This window comes from Ochrobactrum sp. SSR, from assembly GCF_030067775.1.
Lineage (GTDB): Bacteria > Pseudomonadota > Alphaproteobacteria > Rhizobiales > Rhizobiaceae > Brucella > Brucella teleogrylli.
Genome location: NZ_CP125971.1, coordinates 473,979 through 491,763 on the forward strand (window position 1 = coordinate 473,979; position 17,785 = coordinate 491,763).

Consider the following 17,785-nt stretch of genomic DNA (forward strand, 5'->3'; position numbering starts at 1 on the left):
CCTGTTTAATGATAGTGACCGGATCGAACGCGTGCGACTTCCTCTTCCGTGAGGGAATGCCACCGCGCTCTGCGGTCCTGTCTTTCCGCTTCGCTGGTCTTGGGGATAAAGAGATTGCCTTCGGGCAGCGTGCCGCGAGCTTCAGCAAGGTCGCTCCAGAGCAAGCCATCGCTGGCTGCCAGGAATGCGGTTCCCCGCAGGCTCGCGCGATCCTGATCCGCCATGCGCCGCACCGGCACACCGCTGAGATCGGCCTGCAGCTGAAGCAGCGTATCGCTGGAGGAAAGCCCTCCGCCTGCCACCACTTCCCGAACCGGAACGCCCGCCACTTTAGAGCTCGCCTCCGCACAGGAAACGACCGAATGCGCAATACCTTCCAGAATGGCATGAGCAAGATGCGCCCGGCTATGTGCCATCGAGAGCCCGGTCAGTGATGCCCGGCCATCGGGAACGATGTTCGGCTGGCGCAATCCCGTCAGGGTCGGCATGAAGAACAGGCCATCGGAAGACGGTACAGTTGCAGCCAGTTCGCTGATTTCCTTGGCATTCTCGAACCAGCGCATTTCATTACAGAGCCAGTTGAGCGCCGATCCGGTTGTGGCGGCATAGGTCTCGACCGCAAAATGCGAGAGGTTCTCGCTCCGCCAGGCCGTCATGGTGAAAGTTGCCTCGTAGAGGCCGGGATTCTTTGGCGTCTGCTTTCCGATCACAAGATCGACGAAACTGCCCGTACCGTGTACGCACATGGCCTGCCCTGCATCGTGACAGCCAAGACCGACAAGACCACCGAGCTGATCGCCGCAAGAAGCCTTGATCGGCACGCGGATACCGAGAATATCCTGGCGCGTATAACCGAAATCGTCAGCGTCCTGTTTCAGCTCGGGCAACAGCTCCGGCGGAAAATCCTGCGCCTCCACCCATTCGGTGAAGTAGCGGTTCTCAGCGAGAATATAGGCACCGGCAGAAGTCGCATTCGTCGGCGTGGTGACGGCCTTGCGTTCTTCGGACAGATTCCACAGCAGCCACGTGTCGACCGTGCCGAAAGCAAGCCTTTTCGCCTTCCATGCCTCGCGCACGACGGGCGTCTCCTGCATGTGGCGCGCCGCCCATAAATAGATCGCGCGTCCGCCCACAGGACGTCCGGCAAGCGACACGAGTTTCGCGTCCCAGATGGCTCCGAGTGGTTTCAGTTCTTCGGCATAGCGCGAATCCTGCCAGACCATGGCGGGAACCAGCGCCCGGCCCGTTTGCGTATCCCACAGAACACCGGTGGCGCGTTGCGTGGCGATTGCCATTGCAGCAATCTCCACGCCCGCATCACGTGCGGCTGCAATGGTCTTGCCGCACATTTCGATGGTCTTTTGCAAAAGAACATCGGCGTCCTGCTCCACCACGTTGTGACGTGGTGAAGAGACGGCAAGCGTCGTGTAATTGACGGCGGAGACCGAACCGTCGGCCGCGACGAGCGCGGCCCTGGTTCCGGACGTTCCTTCATCAATGGCCAGAATGGCCTGTCTGCGTCCGTTCACATTATCCTCCGTTGTTACCGGTCGCCTTCGAACTGCGGCGCATTTGGCTCGTCATCTGGGCTGACCTTGGTGCGGGTCGGATCCCACTGAATGATTGAGCAGATGATGCAAGCGATCAGTGGAACCACCGACAGGATCAGGAATGTCGGGCCGAGGCCGTAGCTCTCACGAAAGAGCGGAAAGACCAGCAGGCCAAGGGCCGCTCCCATGGCGCCGAGTGCACCGATGATGCCGTTGGCGCCTGCACGCAGTTCGCTTCGGAACGAGAGCGACGACAGGCTCTTGCCGTTTGCGCCCGGACCACCGGAATGGAACAGGATGAACAGCGAAGGCACGATCACCGCGAGCCATGTCGGCATGGTGTCATGGAACAGGCCCATGATGACCAGCATGACGAAGACTGCACCAAAACCGATGGCGGAAGCCTTGCGCAGGCCAAGCACGCGCCCGATGACAGGTGAAGAAAAGCCGCCGATGATACCGAATACGTTGAACACCAGCGTGCCCAACATGGCATAGATGAAATCCTTGCCGAACAGCGCCGCACTGATGAGGGGTAGATACCAGCCCACAGCAAAATATTGGATGGATTGCCCGATCTGGACAGTGGCCGCTAGAATAGTGCGGGGCAGATAGATGCCACGGAAAATCAGGGCAACATTGGCAATGCCGCGGCGGGCCTGATTGAGAACCGGTAGACGGTCTTCCGGAAGAGCGGCAACGAAATCGCGATGATAGATGCGGGTCATCGCACGGGCGGCCTCTTCCAGCCTTTCCTTGCGGGCAAGCCAGATCGGGCTTTCAACCATGAACACTGCCTGAAGCACCATGATGGCAAAGGCAAAGATACCAGTGGCCGCGACGGAATAGCGCCAGATCGCATCACCCACATCCCAGCTGTAGAACAGCATGGCCAGAAGCACATTGGTACAAACGGCTGTGTACCAGATGCCCTGCCATGTATTGAGACGGCTGCGCAGGCGCGCAGGGGTGAACTCTGCAAGTACGGCCATGGCGATGGCAAAGTCGATACCGTAGGCGGCGCCAACGAAGAAGCGTCCAAGAAGAATGACTTCATAGGAATGCGCCGTCATGACCAGCACTGCGCCGATGAGCGCGATGAGCTTTGCGAAAATCAGCGGGCGCATACGCCCCCAACGGTCGGCAATCCAACCACCAATCGGATTGAACGCGATCGACACCCATGCGGCGAAAGAGGTCATCAATGCGACCTGCGCCGCATCCAGTCCCAGATCGCGTGTCATTGGCCCAAGGCCTGCGCTCAATGCCGAATTGGCGAAGGCGTCAAGAAACAGGCCACCAAGGGCAAGCCACCAGATGACACCGGCGCGGCCTCGAATGCCGTCATTCGCATCTATGTAGGAAATGATATCCGGTACGCCCCTAAGGGCTATTTTGCTTCCGTGCATTACGGCGTCCTCCCAACGTCGCTATGACATCTGCAAGAGGACTTATCCGGATTCCAGACGCAACAAGACCACCCTTGCAGATGGTCTTAAATCTTCAGTCTGCATTTGTGGTTATAGCCACTTTTTATGAGGAGTCAATGCACCACTTTTATCGCAGAAGCGACGCTGGATAATGCCGCTCTGAAGGAGGACGCACGGGCGGGCCAGCGCCGGGTATGCTGCGACATAGTCGGATGCGTAAGAGCTTGGCCGCAATCAAGACTTCAGCGCGCCAAGCAACTCTAGCAGCCCGGCTTTCAATGCAGCGACGTCATCCTCTTCGGCGCGCAACGCAATCTCGTTCATCGCGCCGTTGAGCAGTATGGCAAGCATAGTCGGGCCAGCTGAGAAGCGTATGGCGCCGGCATCAATCGCCTCTTCTACGCCGATGCGGAGGAGATCAAAGGAAAGTTCGCGATCAAGCGCTTCCCATCTTTCGCGCCCGAGTACGCCTGGCGCATCGATAACAAGTATGCGACGGCTTTCCGGTCGGAGCATAAAGTCAATCCACGCGAGAGAACCCTGCTCCAGCGCCTCGACAGGATTGGTCAAACCCTCGGTTGCGATTCGGATCTCCTCAGCGGCATCAACGGCGAGATCGCGACACACCGCCTCGAATAACTCCGACTTGTCCCGATAGTGATGATAGAGCGCACCTCGTGTCACACCGGCTGCAGCTATAATCGCCTCCGTGCTGGTTTGCGCATAGCCTTCCCGGGCAAACAGTGTTCGCGCCGCAGCAACCAACCGCCCCTTGGTCTGGCTCGTGCGAAGTTCATTCTTGGTCATTTCCGCTTCCTTCGGAATTTCATTGACAGACAGTCTGTTTGTTTTTAAGTCTGCCAAGAAAACAGATAGTCTGTTTGTTTCTAATAGGCAAGGAGGCCAGTATGCGATTTACCGACCGCTACCCCATCATCGTCACCCCAAACAAAGACGCGGCGCGCGACTTTTGGGCTAAATATCTTGAGTTTGAGGTGGCTTTCGATAGTTCATGGTTTTGCCTGCTCGTCGCAGAGGGCGGAACGGCCTCAATCGCCTTCATGACACCGGATCATCCTTCGTCGCCCCCCGGCCCCGAAATTTACGCCGGAAGCGGGCTTTGCTTCGAAATGGAAGTTGCGGACGCAAAGGCCGCCCATGAGGAACTGGCAGGCAGGGGGCTGCCAATTACTTATCCGCTCACTGAAGAGCCTTTCGGCCAGCGCCGCTTTGGCTTCGCAGATCCAACTGGCTTGTGGGTGGATGTGGTCGAGCAAATCGCGCCGCAAAGCGGCTTCTGGGACAAATATATGGTGTGATCCACACAATTCATCATCGCTCTCTAAACCGTGAGATGGTTCCGCGCCCTTTGTGTGTCGAGAACCTCCGCTGGACCGTCCAGCACGATCTCGCCGCGGTCCATGATGTAGACATGGTCGGCGAGTTCCCGACAGAAATCGAGATACTGTTCAACCAGAAGAATGGCCATGCCGGTGGAGTCGCGCAGATAGCGGATAGCGCGACCGATATCCTTGATGATAGAAGGCTGAATGCCTTCCGTCGGCTCGTCGAGCACCAGAATGCGCGGTTTCAGCACCATGGCGCGTCCGATGGCCAGTTGCTGTTGCTGGCCGCCGGACAGATCGCCGCCGCGACGCGACAGCATATCCTTCAGCACCGGGAAAAGGTTGAATATTTCGTCGGGGATAAAGCGTTCGGAACGCTTCAGCAAGGCATAGCCGGTTTCGAGATTTTCCTTCACCGTCAACAGCGGAAAGATCTCGCGCCCTTGTGGAACATAGCCCATGCCGCGGCTGGCGCGCGCATAGGGCGGCAGGCCTTTCATGTCTTCATTGTCGAACACGACATGCCCGCCGCTCAGCGCCTGTTGCCCGGTAATGGCGCGCAGCAGGCTGGACTTGCCGACACCGTTGCGCCCCAGAACACAGGTAATGCGCCCCGCTTCTGACTTCAGCGACACCCCGCGCAGGGCCTGCGCCGCGCCATAGTGAAGGCTCACATTTTCAACGCTCAACATCTGTAGCCTTTCTAGCGCCCAAGGTAATTTTCGATCACCTTCGGATCGGAACTGACGAAATCGATGGACCCTTCCGCAAGCACGCTGCCTTCTGCGAGACAGGTCACCTTGACGCCCAGCTCGCGGATGAAGCCCATATCGTGCTCCACCACCACGACCGAACGTGTTTTGGCGATCTCCTTCAGGAGAATGGCCGTCTCGGCGGTTTCGGCATCCGTCATGCCCGCCACTGGCTCGTCGACCAGCAGAAGCTTGGGCTCCTGCGCCAGTAGCATGCCGATTTCGAGCCATTGTTTCTGCCCATGCGAAAGATTGGCGGCGAGTTCATCACGCCGCGCCCACAGCCGCACCGTTTTCAATATGTCTTCGATGCGCTCGCGATCCGCCTTGTCCTGCCGGTAGAGCAATGTCGCCCACACACCGCGCTTGCGGTCCAGCGCAAGCTCGATATTGTCCCAGACACTGTGGCTCTCGAACACGGTCGGCTTCTGGAATTTGCGCCCGATGCCGATCTGGGCGATATCGGCCTCATCCTTCCTGGTCAGATCGATATTGCCCTCGAAGAAAACCTCGCCCTCATCCGGTTTGGTCTTGCCGGTAATGATATCCATCATCGTCGTCTTGCCCGCGCCGTTGGGGCCGATAATGGCGCGCAATTCGCCCGGTTCGATGACGAAGGACAGCGAGTTCAGCGCCTTGAATCCATCGAAGGAGACGGACACACCGTTGAGATAGAGCAGGCTGTTGGTGCTTTCGGTCATGGTGTCTCTCACTCCGCAGCCGATGCTTGCAGTTTGGCCTCATCGCCGGATGGGGTGGTTGCCGGTTTGCGCGACGCCATGAAGGCGCGGAACGTGCCGACAATCCCTTTCGGCAGGAACAGGGTAACGGCAACGAAGAGCGCGCCGAGCACGAACAGCCACATTTCCGGGAAAGCCGTTGTAAAGACGCTCTTGCCGAAATTGACCAGCACGGCCCCGATCACCGGCCCGACCAGCGTTGCCCGACCGCCCACGGCAGTCCAGATCACGACCTCGATGGAATTGGCCGGCGTGAATTCGCCGGGATTGATGATGCCGACCTGCGGCACATAGAGCGCGCCCGCCACTGCCGCCATCATCGCCGAAACCGTGAAGATGAAGAGCTTGTAGTTTTCCGGGCGATAACCCAGAAAACGCGTGCGGCTTTCCGCGTCGCGCACGCTGACCAGCACCTTGCCGAATTTCGATTTGACGACTGCCGAACTGAAGATCAGCGCGACGGCCAGCACGAGTGCGGAAGCAGCGAAGAGTGCGGCGCGCGTACCGTCTGCCTGAATGTTGAAACCCAGAATATCCTTGAAATCGGTCAGGCCGTTATTGCCGCCAAAACCCATCTCGTTGCGGAAAAAGGCCAGCATCAGGGCATAGGTCATGGCCTGCGTGATGATCGACAGATAGACGCCGGTGACGCGGGAGCGGAAGGCGAACCAGCCGAAGACGAAAGCCAGGAGCCCCGGCACCAGCAGCACCATCAGCAAAGCAAACAAGAAATGGTCGAAGCCGAACCAGTACCACGGCAGTTCCTTCCAGTTGAGGAACACCATGAAATCCGGCAGGTCGGGATTGCCATAAACGCCGCGCGCGCCGATCTGCCGCACCAGATACATGCCCATGGCATAGCCGCCGAGTGCGAAGAAGGCGGCATGGCCGAGCGAGAGAATGCCGCAAAAACCCCAGACCAGATCAAGCGCCAGCGCCAGCATGGCATAGGTCAGATATTTGCCGATGAGCGACACCATATAGGTCGGCACATGCAGCGGATGATCCGGCGCCGTCAGCAGATTGAGAGCCGGAACGACCAGCGCAGCCGCGATCAGGATTGCAGCGGCGATAAAGACACCGCGGTCGAGTTTTTTGAACAGAAATGCCGTGATCATGCTTCCACCGCCCTGCCCTTGAGAGCGAACAAACCGCGCGGGCGCTTCTGGATAAAGAGAATGATGAGGACCAGCACCAGAATCTTGCCGAGCACCGCGCCGGCATAAGGTTCGAGGAACTTGTTCAATATACCGAGCGAGAAGGCGCCGACGAGTGTACCCCACAAATTGCCGACACCGCCGAACACCACCACCATGAAGCTGTCGATGATATAACCCTGCCCGAGATTGGGCGACACATTATCGATCTGCGACAGGGCCACGCCCGCCATGCCGGCAATACCGGAACCGAGCGCAAAGGTGAAAGCATCGACATAAGGCGTGCGAATGCCCATTGACGACGCCATGCGGCGGTTCTGCGTGACGGCGCGCATTTGCAGGCCGAAGTTCGACCGCTTCAAGACGGCCAGCAGCGTGAAAAACACGGCCAGCGAAAACACGATAATCCACAGGCGGTTCCAGGTCACGGTCATGCCGCCGAGTTCGAAAGCACCCGACATCCAGGAGGGATTGCCGACTTCACGGTTGGTCGGCCCGAACACCGAGCGCACAGCCTGTTGCAGGATGAGCGAAATGCCCCATGTCGCCAGCAATGTTTCCAGCGGACGACCATAGAGAAAGCGGATTACGCCGCGCTCGATCACCAGACCGACCAGCGCGGTAAACAGGAACGCCAATGGCAGGGCGATGGCCAGCGACCAGTCGAACAGGCCGGGATAGCTGGTGCGGATGACCTCCTGCACCATGAAAGTGACATAGGCGCCCAGCATGACCATTTCGCCATGCGCCATGTTGATGATGCCCATGACGCCGAAGGTAATGGCAAGGCCGATGGCCGCAAGCAGCAGGACGGAGCCGAGCGACAGCCCGTACCAGACATTCTGCCCGGCGTCCCAGAAAGCCTGCCTTTGTTCGATATGACCGATGGCTGTATCGAGCGCGGCGGCAAGCTCTGGCTGCGCATTGGCGCGGGCGGCATTCAAAACCGACAAAGTGGAACGATCGCCATTGTTCTGAAGAAACTGCGTCGCCTTGAGCTTGTCGGAAACCGGACGGTCGGATGCCAGCAGCGCCGCAGCCTGTGCTTTTTCCAGAAGGGGGCGGATCGCGCTGTCCTGTTCCTTGGCCAGTGCCGCCTCGATCGGCTCAAGCGCATCCGCATCGGCGCTTGCGGCAACGATCTCCGCAGCCTTCAGCCGTTCGGCCCGGTTGGGACTCATCAGCGTGAGACCGCCCAAGGCCGTGCGAACCGCGCGGCGGACGGAATTGTTGACCTTGACCTTGTCCATCGCGGCTTTGGGCGCTTCACCCGTCGCCTCTCCGCTGACAGGATCGGTAAGCTGGAAATTAGCGCCGGATGCTTTCGTGATGAAGACGCGACCATCCGACTTGCGTGCATAAAGATCGCCATCGCCAAGCGCGTTCAGCACAGGCACGACGCGCGTGTCGCCGGTGCCCGCAAGCTCGGAAATTCGTTCCTGCATCTGGGCAAAATTCGCCTTGCCCAACGCATCGACAAGCCCCTGAAATTCATCCGCCCGGGCTGTCGTCGCAAGTGCGGCAAACAGAACGGACATGACGAGCAGGACGGCCCGTATCCGGCGCTCCATGGCTGATTTCCTCAATAATAGCTGCATTCTCTATTGTGATTGCAAGGGGCGGGCCCGTTCTGCCCGCCCTCTGCATCCCCCGTTATCAGGACCCGCCCTGACCGCCGCACTTGCCCGTTTCGACGTTAAAGTTGCCGCAGGACATCGGCTTGCGCCAATCGGAGATCAGGTTCTTGGAATCCGGCAGATAATCGGACCATTCGTCACCGACGATCAGGCCCGGCGTCTGGCTGACGATTTCAAACTGACCGTTGGACTGGATTTCGCCGATCAGCACCGGCTTGGTGATGTGATGGTTCGGCATCATTGTCGAATAGCCACCCGAAAGATTAGGTACGGAAACGCCGACCAGCGCGTCGATCACCGCATCCTGATCCGTGGTTCCGGCCTTTTCGACGGCCTTCAGCCACATGTTGAAACCGATGAACGATGCTTCCATCGGATCGTTGGTGACGCGCTTGTCGTCCTTGGTATAAGCGCGCCAGGTTTCAATGAACTTGGCGTTGGTCGGATTATCGACGGATTGGAAATAGTTCCAGGCTGCGAGATGGCCGACCAGTGGCGCGGTGTCGATACCGGCCAGTTCTTCCTCACCGACCGAGAAGGCCACGACCGGGATATCTTCCGCCTTCACGCCCTGATTGGCGAGTTCCTTATAGAACGGCACATTGGCATCGCCATTGACGGTCGAAACCACGGCGGTCTTCTTGCCTGCACCGCCAAAACCCTTGATCGCCGCCACTTCCGTCTGCCAGTCGGAGAAACCGAACGGCGTGTAGTTGACGCGGATATCTTCCGGCTTCACGCCCTTGGACAGCAGATAGGCTTCCAGAATCTTGTTGGTCGTGCGGGGATAGACATAGTCGGTGCCTTCCAGAACCCAGCGTTCGACGCCTTCGTTTTCCATCAGGTAATCGACAGCGGGTATGGCCTGCTGGTTGGGCGCCGCACCGGTATAGAACACATTGCGCTCGGATTCCTCGCCTTCATATTGCACCGGATAGAACAGGATATTGTTCAGTTCCTTGAAGACCGGCAGGACCGATTTGCGCGACACCGAGGTCCAGCAGCCGAACACGGCCGCAACCTTGTCCTGCGAAATGAGCTGGCGGGCCTTTTCCGCAAAAAGCGGCCAGTCCGAAGCCGGATCGACAACGACAGCCTCAAGCTTCTTGCCCAGAAGGCCGCCCTTCTTGTTCTGCTCTTCTATGAGCATCAGCATGGCGTCCTTGAGCGTCGTTTCCGAGATCGCCATCGTGCCCGACAGCGAATGGAGAATACCGACCTTGATCGTGTCTTCTTCGGCGAGTGCGCCAGAAAGGCTAGGGATGGTGAGCGCGCTTGCAAAAAGTGCGGCAAGCATCTGCGACCGGAATGTCATTGCGTGTCCCTCTCTGTTGATTGGTCCCGATTTTTCGGGTTATCGCCAACTATTGGGGAGAGGACGCCGTTTCCTTATACGTTAAATAACGTAGTTACCGGGGTGAAACATGCATTAGCACGATGCATGAGAGAATTTACCTGCTATCTCTCTTTGAAACGGCACAGCATGAGCCGGAGGGGAAATGGAGCAGCATGGCAGCGCGGCAACGCATCATCCCGGTCCGACGGGAATATAACCGCTGGGTCGCGGATGAAACGCTGGAAGATTACGCGCTGCGCTTCACCGCGAAAAGCGCGCGCCGCTTTTCGTCCAATCGCATTGCCCACACCGCCATCGGCGCGATCTCCTTCCTCGCGCTCGAAGCCATCGGTGGCGCGATCACGCTATCCTACGGCACCAGCAACGCCGTAGCCGCCATTATCGTCGCAAGCCTCGTCATGCTGGCGGTCGGCCTGCCGATAAGCCGCTATGCCATACGCCACGGCGTCGACATAGACCTTCTGACACGCGGCGCGAGTTTTGGCTATATCGGATCGACCGTCACCTCGCTCATCTACGCGACCTTCACCTTCCTGCTCTTCGCCATCGAAGCTTCCATCATGTCGGGCGCTCTGGAACTGGCCTTCGGCATCCCGATGTGGATCGGCTATGTCATCAGCGCCGTCGTGGTCATACCGCTCGTCACCTATGGCGTGCGTATGATCAGCCGCTTTCAGATTGCAACCCAGCCCTTCTGGATCGCGCTCAATATTCTGCCCTTCATCTTCATCGCACTGGCAGACTGGGGAAAGTTCGACCTCTGGCTGACCTTCTCCGGCGTTCAGGCTGGATTTACCGGCGGCGATAGCGCGCCCTTCGTACTGGCGCAGTTCGGGGCCGCCTCGGCAGTCATTCTGGCACTGATGGCGCAGATCGGCGAGCAGGTCGATTTCCTGCGCTTTCTGCCCCGGAAGGCCAGCGCAAATGGCGGCACAAGATCGCGGTCTTTCTCGCCGGTCCCGGCTGGGTCGTGCTCGGCGCGCCCAAACTGCTGGCCGGATCGTTTCTGGTCGTACTGACGCTGAGCGCCGGTGTTCCCGCCAATGTCGCCGCCGATCCGGCGCATATGTATCTGACCGCGTTCGGATATATGATCCCGTCCCATACGGCGGCCTTGCTGTTGACCGTTGCCTTCGTGGTGGTCTCGCAACTGAAGATCAACGTCATGAACGCCTATGCCGGATCGCTTGCGTGGTCTAACTTCTTTTCCCGCCTGACGCACAGTCATCCAGGGCGCGTCGTCTGGCTAGTGTTCAATGTGTGTATCGGCCTTCTTCTGATGCAGCTTGGCATTTACAAGGTGCTGGAACAGACGCTCGGCGTCTTCTCCATCGTTGCCATGGCCTGGCTTTCCACGATTTCCGCCGATCTCTTCATCAACAAACGTCTTGGCCTGTCGCCGCCCGGTATCGAATTCAAACGCGCTCATCTCTATGACATCAACCCGGTTGGCACCGGCACCATGGCCATTGCATCATTCGCGTCATTGGCCGCCCATTTCGGGGCGTTTGGCACCATGGCCGCAGCACTTGCGCCTTTCATCGCGCTTCTGGTGGCCTTCATCGTTTCACCGCTGATCGCGTGGAAAACAGGCGGCAAATATTACCTCGCCCGCAAGCCCCGCCAAAGCTGGCAAAGCAAGCTCGCTATCACCTGTTCGGTCTGCGAGCATGATTTCGAGCCGGAGGACATGGCCTGGTGTCCGGCCTATGCGGCCCCGATCTGCTCGCTGTGCTGTTCGCTCGACAGCCGCTGCCACGATCTTTGCAAACCGAAAGCGCATCTGCGCGCCCAAAGCGCCAAAGTAGCCAATGCGCTGCTGCCCGCCGCCGTCATCGAAAAGCTTTCGACGCGGCTCGGGCGCTATGCCGTGACGGTTGCGGTTTCCATGGCATTTCTCGCTACCATCCTTGCGCTCGTCGCCTATCATGCGGGCGCGGCATCGCCGGAAACTGCGCAGGTCGTCAATCGCACGATCCTGATCGTGTTTTTCGTTCTGGCGCTGATCGCCGTCATAGTCTGCTGGTTCTATGTGTTGGCGCATGACAGCCGCATCGTTGCGGAAGAGGAATCCTCGCGACAGACCGCACTTCTTTTAAAGGAAATCTCCGCACACAAAAGAACCGACGCGGCGCTGCAACAGGCCAAGGACAATGCGGAAGCCGCCAATCGCGCCAAAAGCCGCTATGTCGTTGGCCTCAGCCACGAATTGCGGACACCGCTCAACGCGGTGCTGGGTTACGCGCAGATATTGGAGCGCGATGAAACGATTCCCCCAGCCCGGCAGCCTTCGATCAAGCTGATCCGCCGCAGCGCCGATCACCTTTCGGGCCTTATCGACGGGCTTCTCGATATATCCAAAATCGAAACCGGCCATTTGCAGGTCTATTCCAACGAAATCAATCTGCATGATTTTCTCGACCAGATCATCGACATGTTGAAGCCGCAGGCCGAAGCCAAGGGCATAAATTTCCACTACCGCAAGGCCGAAGCGCTGCCGCAATATGTGCGCACTGACGAAAAGCGTCTGCGCCAGATTCTGGTCAATCTGCTCACCAATGCGATCAAGTTCACCGAGAAAGGAGAAGTCGCGTTGGAGATTGCCTATCGCAATCAGGTCGCCACCTTCAGGATCATGGATACCGGACGCGGCATTGCGGACAAGGACCTTGAGCGCGTTTTCGAACCCTTCCAGCGCGGCGAAGCCGAACATACCCGCCATCTGCCGGGTCTCGGTCTCGGCCTGACCATCACCAAACTCCTGACCAATACGCTTGGCGGTGAGCTTTCCGTCACCAGCGCCTTTGGCAAGGGGTCCACATTTCAGGTTCGATTGATGCTGGGCGCCATCGACCGACCGATCAATCTGGCCGCACCAACGCGGAAAATCCAAAACTATACCGGCCCGCGCCGCACTCTCATTGTGGTCGATGACAATGACGATCATTGCGCGCTGATGCGTGAAATCTTGACGCCGCTTGATTTCATCGTACTGACTGCCAAAAGCGGGACGGAATGCCTGACACTGATCGAAGGTATTCGTCCCCACCTCTATTTTATCGACATCCGAATGCCGCAGATGAATGGCTGGGAACTGGTGACCCGCTTGCGCGAAAAGGGAGAGATCGCGCCGATCATCATGCTCTCGGCCAATATCGGCGACGGCACCCGGCCCGACAGCCTGCCGGACAATGCGCATAACGACACGCTGACGAAACCATTCGATATCCGGCAGATTCACGCCAAACTGGCGGTGCATCTGGGTATCGACTGGGTTTACGAAGAGAACCAGGAAAAAAAACCGCAGTCGCGCGCTACAAGCATCAACAGCCCCGCGATTGCCGATTTGCAGGAACTGATCCGTCTGGGGGAGATCGGCTATGTTCGCGGCATCGAAGCCAAGCTCGCCCTTCTGGCGCAGGATGAACACCTTCAACCCTTCGTCGACAACGCGCGCGAATATATACGCGCCTTCAACATGTCGGGCTACGATATGTTCTTGCGCAATCTGGAACAGAAAATGGATAACCGGCCATGAGCGTTCTTCCCCGCGACACGGTTCTTATCGTTGACGATTCTCCGCAGACGCTCGGCTTCCTGACCGAAGCGCTGGAACAGGCTGGCTACTCCGTGCTGATCGCAACATCCGGCAGCGCTGCGCTTGGCATTGCTGAACGTATCACACCGGACATGATCCTGATGGATGCAATCATGCCCGGAATGGACGGGTTCGAGACCTGCCGTCGGCTCAAGGCAAATTCGGCCATTTCGCAGGTGCCGATCGTTTTCATGACCGGCCTGACAGAAACTGAACATATCGTCCATGCGCTGGAAGCGGGCGGTGTCGACTATTTGACCAAGCCCATCAATATCGATGAGCTGCGGGCGCGCATAAGGGTGCATCTCACCAATGCCCGCTCCGTGCAGAGTGCCCGCGTCGCGCTCGACGCCAGTGGCAGACATCTGTTTGCGGTGGACCGTGACGGCGCCATTCTCTGGTCCACGCCGCAGGCGATGCGCCTCATGGATAGTGCCAGTGAGAATGGGAACGGCCAGCTGCTTTTGAAGCAAAAATGCGCCGAGTTGCTACGGGCACGGGACCGACAAGGAATCTCCAACGATAGCCCGGAATTCGTCACGACCAACGGGCAGATATCCCTGCAACTGGCGCATCTCGGTTCGACCGGTCCCAATGAGTTTTTGTTCCGGCTGACTGCGATCAGCGAAAACGGCGAACAGGACATGCTACGCCGTCACTTTGGCCTGACGGCGCGGGAAAGCGATGTTTTGCTTTGGGTGGCCCATGGAAAAACAAATCGTGACATCGGCACTATTCTCGACCTGAGCGCTCGCACTGTGAACAAGCATCTGGAGCAAATCTATATTAAACTTGGGGTCGAGAACCGTGCGGCAGCAGCTGTGAAGGCTACCATCGTTCTTCATAGATAAAGGCTTGCCACTCCTGGAAGCGCCATTTTTACTTCTGCGTGAACAGAGAGGTTGAGTTGCATTATTTGCGATCAGAAAAATTTTCAGCGTTCGCAACTGCTGCGGCGAAGAGTTCGTCTCGGGATCGGGTCCCGGCCCCACTTTGCAAGCCCTCGTCAACGAAGTGCTGCATAGCGGCAATTTTATCGCTGCGCATCTGATCTCTACGGATCAAACCGCGCACATAGTCGCTCGCGTTTGAATAGCGTCCTGTCTTTGCCTGCGCCTCAACCCATTCTTTCATCGGATGAGGGAGCGATACGTTCATGGTTGCCATTTAAGTCTCCCTTCTTTGGCTTACATTGTGCATTGGCAAAGTTTGTCAATTCAATTTCAACGACTCTGCCGCAGTGACTATGTGCCGAAGTTGTGGCAACGAAGGAGGATGAAAGCACTCAGAGCATCATTACGTGATAATCAGATTGCGACCACCTTTGTGGCGTTTATCTGCGCGTTTTTGATGCTTCAGGGAATGCTGTCGGGCTTCACACGCAGCGCCATGGCTGGAAGTGAATACGAGAATGTATTCGGAGTAATCTGCTCGACCGCCGGAGCAGTTCATCTGCAAGCCAATGAAGATGACCACAAAACGCCGTCCAAATCTAGTGATTGCCCGTGTGTCTCTCTTTGCCGACTGGCATCGAGTGCCCTGCAAGTTGCGCTGACACCCACCCACGCGTCTTTTCAGGAGCCCATTCGCAGCACCAGTCTGGTCCGATATTCAGTAATTTCGGCAGCCTCCAGTCCACAATCAAGTTTCTATTCTGAAGCGAGAGCTCCGCCGCCAATCTCCTGAACAGTTCACCTGGCGCAACCCGCCACATGAAATTCAGGAGAATTGCAATGTCTGAAGACACTCAAGGCGCGGCGCGTTTCGCGTCCGCCCCATCCGATCTCTATCGTGCCGTTTGGCGCTGGCATTTCTATGCCGGTCTGCTTGTCCTTCCCCTTATGATCACATTGGCAATAACAGGTGCTCTGTACCTGTTTCAGAACGAACTCGACGGGATCATTCACGCCGACCTCAAGCGCGTCCAAGTTCAGGAAACTTCAAAAGTTGCTCCATCGGCAATGGTGGAAGCATCTCTCAAAGCTGTACCGGGAACCGCGATCAAATTTACCGATCCGGCAAGCCCGAACAGCTCTGCCGAGATAACGGTAAACACGCCGGACAATGGGAAGGTCGCTGTTTACGTAAACCCTTATTCGGGAAGTGTGCTTGGATCGTTGCCTGATCGTGGCACAGTGATGTGGACGGTCCGATATCTGCACAGTCTGAAATATTTTGGGTCCTACGCCAGAATGGCGATTGAGATTGCCGCGGGATGGGCGATACTTCTGGTGGGAACCGGAATTTATCTCTGGTGGCCACGAAAGCAGTCCGGCGGTGCCGTGAGCGTGCGGGGCACCCCATCAAAACGTGTGTTCTGGAGAGATACGCATGCAGTAACCGGTATCGTTGTTGGGTTCTTTATCGTTTTCCTTGCCGTTACAGGAATGCCATGGTCTGGCGTATGGGGTGGGAAGGTAAACGAATGGGCGAATGGCAACAATTTCGGATATCCTGCTGGCGTCCGTGTTGCCGTTCCCATGTCCGATGAACACCTGGATCATATTGCGAAAACAAGCTGGTCGCTTGAACAGGCGCAGGTTCCCATGTCGTCGGGCAACCATGACCAAATGAGTTCTATCGGCCTTGATAAAGCCGTGGCAAAATTTGACGATCTTGGGCTTCATCACGGTTACGCTGTCAATATTCCAACAACTCCGAGGGGTGTATTTACCGGATCAGTCTATCCTGACGATCTGTCGCAACAACGGGTTGTCCACCTCGATCAGTATTCAGGAAATGTTTTGATCGATATGAGCTATGCAGACTATGGGCCGTTTGGAAAAGCGCTGGAATGGGGCATTAATACCCATATGGGCCAGCAGTTCGGTCTCACCAACCAGATTATCCTGGCGCTTGCCTGTATTGGCATCGTGCTCCTGGCAGTTTCTGCCGGGGTTATGTGGTGGAAGCGGCGTCCCGAAGGCTCTCTTGGCGTTCCGCCGATACCGGGTGACAGGCGGGTATTCAGAGGCCTGTTGCTTATTCTCGTGATTGGCGGAATTGTGTTCCCACTCGTGGGAGCGTCCCTGCTCGTAATGCTCGTCCTTGACTCGATTTACACACGCTCGCGAGACCGAGCGAGAGCCAATCGGAAAGCACGAGCCTAGCATCCACTTTGCTATTTCTTAGAGCACGAAACTGACCATCCTCGATGGTCAGTTTCGTAAAATTGAGGCCGATCTGGAAAGCTGGCCAGCCTTCGCGTAGCGGACTTAAAACTCCCAGTCTTCATCCTCTGTCGCCACGGCCTTGCCGATGACATAGGAAGAGCCCGAACCGGAGAAGAAGTCGTGGTTTTCGTCAGCATTCGGCGAAAGTGCTGACAGGATAGCCGGATTGACCTTACAGGCCTCAGCTGGAAACAACGCTTCATAACCGAGATTCATCAGCGCCTTGTTCGCGTTATAATGCAGGAACTTCTTGACGTCTTCGGTCAGGCCGACGCCGTCATAAAGCGCTTCCGTATAGCGAACCTCATTATCGTACAGCTCAAGCAGCAGCTCGAAAGCAAAGTCCTTGATTTCCTGCTTCTGCGCTTCGCCCAGCACTTCAAGCGTACGCTGGAACTTGTAGCCGATATAATAGCCATGTACGGCTTCATCGCGGATAATGAGCCGGATAAGATCCGCCGTATTGGTGAGCTTGGCGCGGCTCGACCAAAACATCGGCAGATAGAAACCCGAGTAAAACAGGAAGCTCTCCAGAAACACACTGGCGATCTTCTTCCTGAAAGGATCATCCGCACGGTACTGTTCGAGGATCAGTTCAGACTTGCGTTGCAGGAACTCGTTTTCTTCCGACCAACGATAGGCGTCATCAACGTCTGGTGTCAGACAAAGCGTGGAGAAGATCGAAGAATAGGAGCGCGCGTGGACCGCTTCCATGAAGGCGATGTTGGAAAGCACCGCCTCCTCATGGGGCGTTGCCACGTCCTCCATCAGCCCCACTGCGCCGACGGCGTTCTGGATCGTGTCGAGCAGGGTCAGACCCGTGAAGACACGGATCGTCAGCTGCTTTTCCTGCGGCTTCAACGTTTCCCAGGACTGGATATCATTGGAGAGCGGCACCTTTTCCGGCAGCCAGAAATTACCCGTCAGTCGGTTCCAGACTTCCAGATCCTTGTCGTCTTCGATGCGGTTCCAGTTGATGGCGCGCACGAGACCCGGGGTCTTTCCTTTGCCGGTTTTGAATTGCATGTTCATTGGATTTCCTCTG

14 protein-coding genes and 1 pseudogene are annotated in these 17,785 nt (G+C 57.3%); 5 read left to right on the forward strand and 10 right to left on the reverse strand.

The window, feature by feature from the left end; translation table 11 throughout:
• Positions 1–5: 5 nt before the first annotated feature.
• The 3 genes from QLQ11_RS19580 to QLQ11_RS19590 form a co-directional block, all read right to left on the reverse strand.
• Positions 6–1,529: an FGGY-family carbohydrate kinase gene (locus tag QLQ11_RS19580; protein ID WP_109366275.1), complete on the reverse strand. Its 1,524-nt coding sequence runs from the start codon at positions 1,527–1,529 to the stop codon at positions 6–8.
• Positions 1,530–1,543: 14 nt separating this feature from the next.
• Complete coding sequence (locus QLQ11_RS19585) at positions 1,544–2,959, reverse strand: MFS transporter (RefSeq protein WP_109366276.1); 1,416 nt, start codon at positions 2,957–2,959, stop codon at positions 1,544–1,546.
• Between the two features lie 255 nt (positions 2,960–3,214).
• Entirely contained in the window at positions 3,215–3,787 is a 573-nt protein-coding gene (locus tag QLQ11_RS19590) for a TetR/AcrR family transcriptional regulator (protein ID WP_283735659.1), read from the reverse strand.
• Positions 3,788–3,888: 101 nt separating this feature from the next.
• Between QLQ11_RS19590 and QLQ11_RS19595 the strand changes: the two genes are divergently transcribed.
• Positions 3,889–4,299 (forward strand): VOC family protein, encoded by a 411-nt coding sequence (locus QLQ11_RS19595; protein ID WP_121539201.1) that lies wholly within the window; start codon positions 3,889–3,891, stop codon positions 4,297–4,299.
• Positions 4,300–4,322: 23 nt separating this feature from the next.
• Here the strand turns inward: QLQ11_RS19595 and urtE are convergent, their stop codons facing one another.
• From urtE to urtA, 5 genes are all read right to left on the reverse strand, one after another.
• Positions 4,323–5,018, reverse strand: a complete 696-nt coding sequence (gene urtE / locus QLQ11_RS19600; protein ID WP_121539202.1) for an urea ABC transporter ATP-binding subunit UrtE — start codon at positions 5,016–5,018, stop codon at positions 4,323–4,325.
• Between the two features lie 11 nt (positions 5,019–5,029).
• The gene (gene urtD / locus QLQ11_RS19605; RefSeq protein ID WP_109366280.1) at positions 5,030–5,779 is read right to left on the reverse strand and encodes an urea ABC transporter ATP-binding protein UrtD; all 750 of its coding nucleotides are present in this window, start codon (positions 5,777–5,779) and stop codon (positions 5,030–5,032) included.
• A gap of 8 nt (positions 5,780–5,787) precedes the next feature.
• Positions 5,788–6,936, reverse strand: coding sequence for an urea ABC transporter permease subunit UrtC (gene urtC, locus QLQ11_RS19610; RefSeq protein ID WP_109366281.1), 1,149 nt, complete (start codon positions 6,934–6,936; stop codon positions 5,788–5,790).
• Entirely contained in the window at positions 6,933–8,546 is a 1,614-nt protein-coding gene (urtB, locus tag QLQ11_RS19615) for an urea ABC transporter permease subunit UrtB (RefSeq protein ID WP_121539203.1), read from the reverse strand. The genes urtC and urtB overlap by 4 nt, the downstream gene beginning before the upstream one ends.
• 85 nt (positions 8,547–8,631) lie before the next feature.
• Entirely contained in the window at positions 8,632–9,909 is a 1,278-nt protein-coding gene (urtA, locus tag QLQ11_RS19620) for an urea ABC transporter substrate-binding protein (RefSeq protein ID WP_371830842.1), read from the reverse strand.
• A 212-nt stretch (positions 9,910–10,121) separates the two neighbouring features.
• Between urtA and QLQ11_RS19625 the strand changes: the two are divergent.
• Positions 10,122–13,507, forward strand: a pseudogene (locus QLQ11_RS19625) (ATP-binding protein).
• The gene (locus QLQ11_RS19630; RefSeq protein WP_283735656.1) at positions 13,504–14,418 is read left to right on the forward strand and encodes a response regulator transcription factor; all 915 of its coding nucleotides are present in this window, start codon (positions 13,504–13,506) and stop codon (positions 14,416–14,418) included. Before QLQ11_RS19625 ends, QLQ11_RS19630 begins: the two are co-directional and overlap by 4 nt.
• Before the next feature lie 61 nt (positions 14,419–14,479).
• On the opposite strand, the gene QLQ11_RS19635 is transcribed toward QLQ11_RS19630, so the two are convergent.
• The gene (locus QLQ11_RS19635) at positions 14,480–14,734 is read right to left on the reverse strand and encodes a type II toxin-antitoxin system ParD family antitoxin (RefSeq protein ID WP_283735655.1); all 255 of its coding nucleotides are present in this window, start codon (positions 14,732–14,734) and stop codon (positions 14,480–14,482) included.
• Positions 14,735–14,842: 108 nt separating this feature from the next.
• Here QLQ11_RS19635 and QLQ11_RS19640 point away from each other — a divergent pair, with 108 nt between their 5' ends.
• Both QLQ11_RS19640 and QLQ11_RS19645 read left to right on the forward strand, forming a co-directional pair.
• Positions 14,843–15,253, forward strand: coding sequence for a DUF2946 family protein (locus tag QLQ11_RS19640; protein WP_283735654.1), 411 nt, complete (start codon positions 14,843–14,845; stop codon positions 15,251–15,253).
• Between the two features lie 47 nt (positions 15,254–15,300).
• Positions 15,301–16,677, forward strand: coding sequence for a PepSY domain-containing protein (locus QLQ11_RS19645; protein ID WP_283735653.1), 1,377 nt, complete (start codon positions 15,301–15,303; stop codon positions 16,675–16,677).
• Between the two features lie 105 nt (positions 16,678–16,782).
• Here QLQ11_RS19645 and nrdF read toward each other — a convergent pair whose 3' ends face one another.
• Entirely contained in the window at positions 16,783–17,772 is a 990-nt protein-coding gene (gene nrdF, locus QLQ11_RS19650) for a class 1b ribonucleoside-diphosphate reductase subunit beta (protein ID WP_371830840.1), read from the reverse strand.
• Positions 17,773–17,785: the final 13 nt, after the last annotated feature.

Excerpts from the sequence above, each read along its gene's own strand:
- QLQ11_RS19585 (WP_109366276.1), bottom strand. The coding sequence starts at position 2,959 with ATGCACGGAAGCAAAATAGCCCTTAGGGGCGTACCGGATATCATTTCC.
- QLQ11_RS19590 (WP_283735659.1), bottom strand. The coding sequence starts at position 3,787 with ATGACCAAGAATGAACTTCGCACGAGCCAGACCAAGGGGCGGTTGGTT.
- QLQ11_RS19595 (WP_121539201.1), top strand. The coding sequence starts at position 3,889 with ATGCGATTTACCGACCGCTACCCCATCATCGTCACCCCAAACAAAGAC.
- urtE (WP_121539202.1), bottom strand. The coding sequence starts at position 5,018 with ATGTTGAGCGTTGAAAATGTGAGCCTTCACTATGGCGCGGCGCAGGCC.
- urtD (WP_109366280.1), bottom strand. The coding sequence starts at position 5,779 with ATGACCGAAAGCACCAACAGCCTGCTCTATCTCAACGGTGTGTCCGTC.
- urtC (WP_109366281.1), bottom strand. The coding sequence starts at position 6,936 with ATGATCACGGCATTTCTGTTCAAAAAACTCGACCGCGGTGTCTTTATC.
- urtB (WP_121539203.1), bottom strand. The coding sequence starts at position 8,546 with ATGGAGCGCCGGATACGGGCCGTCCTGCTCGTCATGTCCGTTCTGTTT.
- urtA (WP_371830842.1), bottom strand. The coding sequence starts at position 9,909 with ATGCTTGCCGCACTTTTTGCAAGCGCGCTCACCATCCCTAGCCTTTCT.
- QLQ11_RS19630 (WP_283735656.1), top strand. The coding sequence starts at position 13,504 with ATGAGCGTTCTTCCCCGCGACACGGTTCTTATCGTTGACGATTCTCCG.
- QLQ11_RS19635 (WP_283735655.1), bottom strand. The coding sequence starts at position 14,734 with ATGGCAACCATGAACGTATCGCTCCCTCATCCGATGAAAGAATGGGTT.
- QLQ11_RS19640 (WP_283735654.1), top strand. The coding sequence starts at position 14,843 with ATGAAAGCACTCAGAGCATCATTACGTGATAATCAGATTGCGACCACC.
- QLQ11_RS19645 (WP_283735653.1), top strand. The coding sequence starts at position 15,301 with ATGTCTGAAGACACTCAAGGCGCGGCGCGTTTCGCGTCCGCCCCATCC.
- nrdF (WP_371830840.1), bottom strand. The coding sequence starts at position 17,772 with ATGAACATGCAATTCAAAACCGGCAAAGGAAAGACCCCGGGTCTCGTG.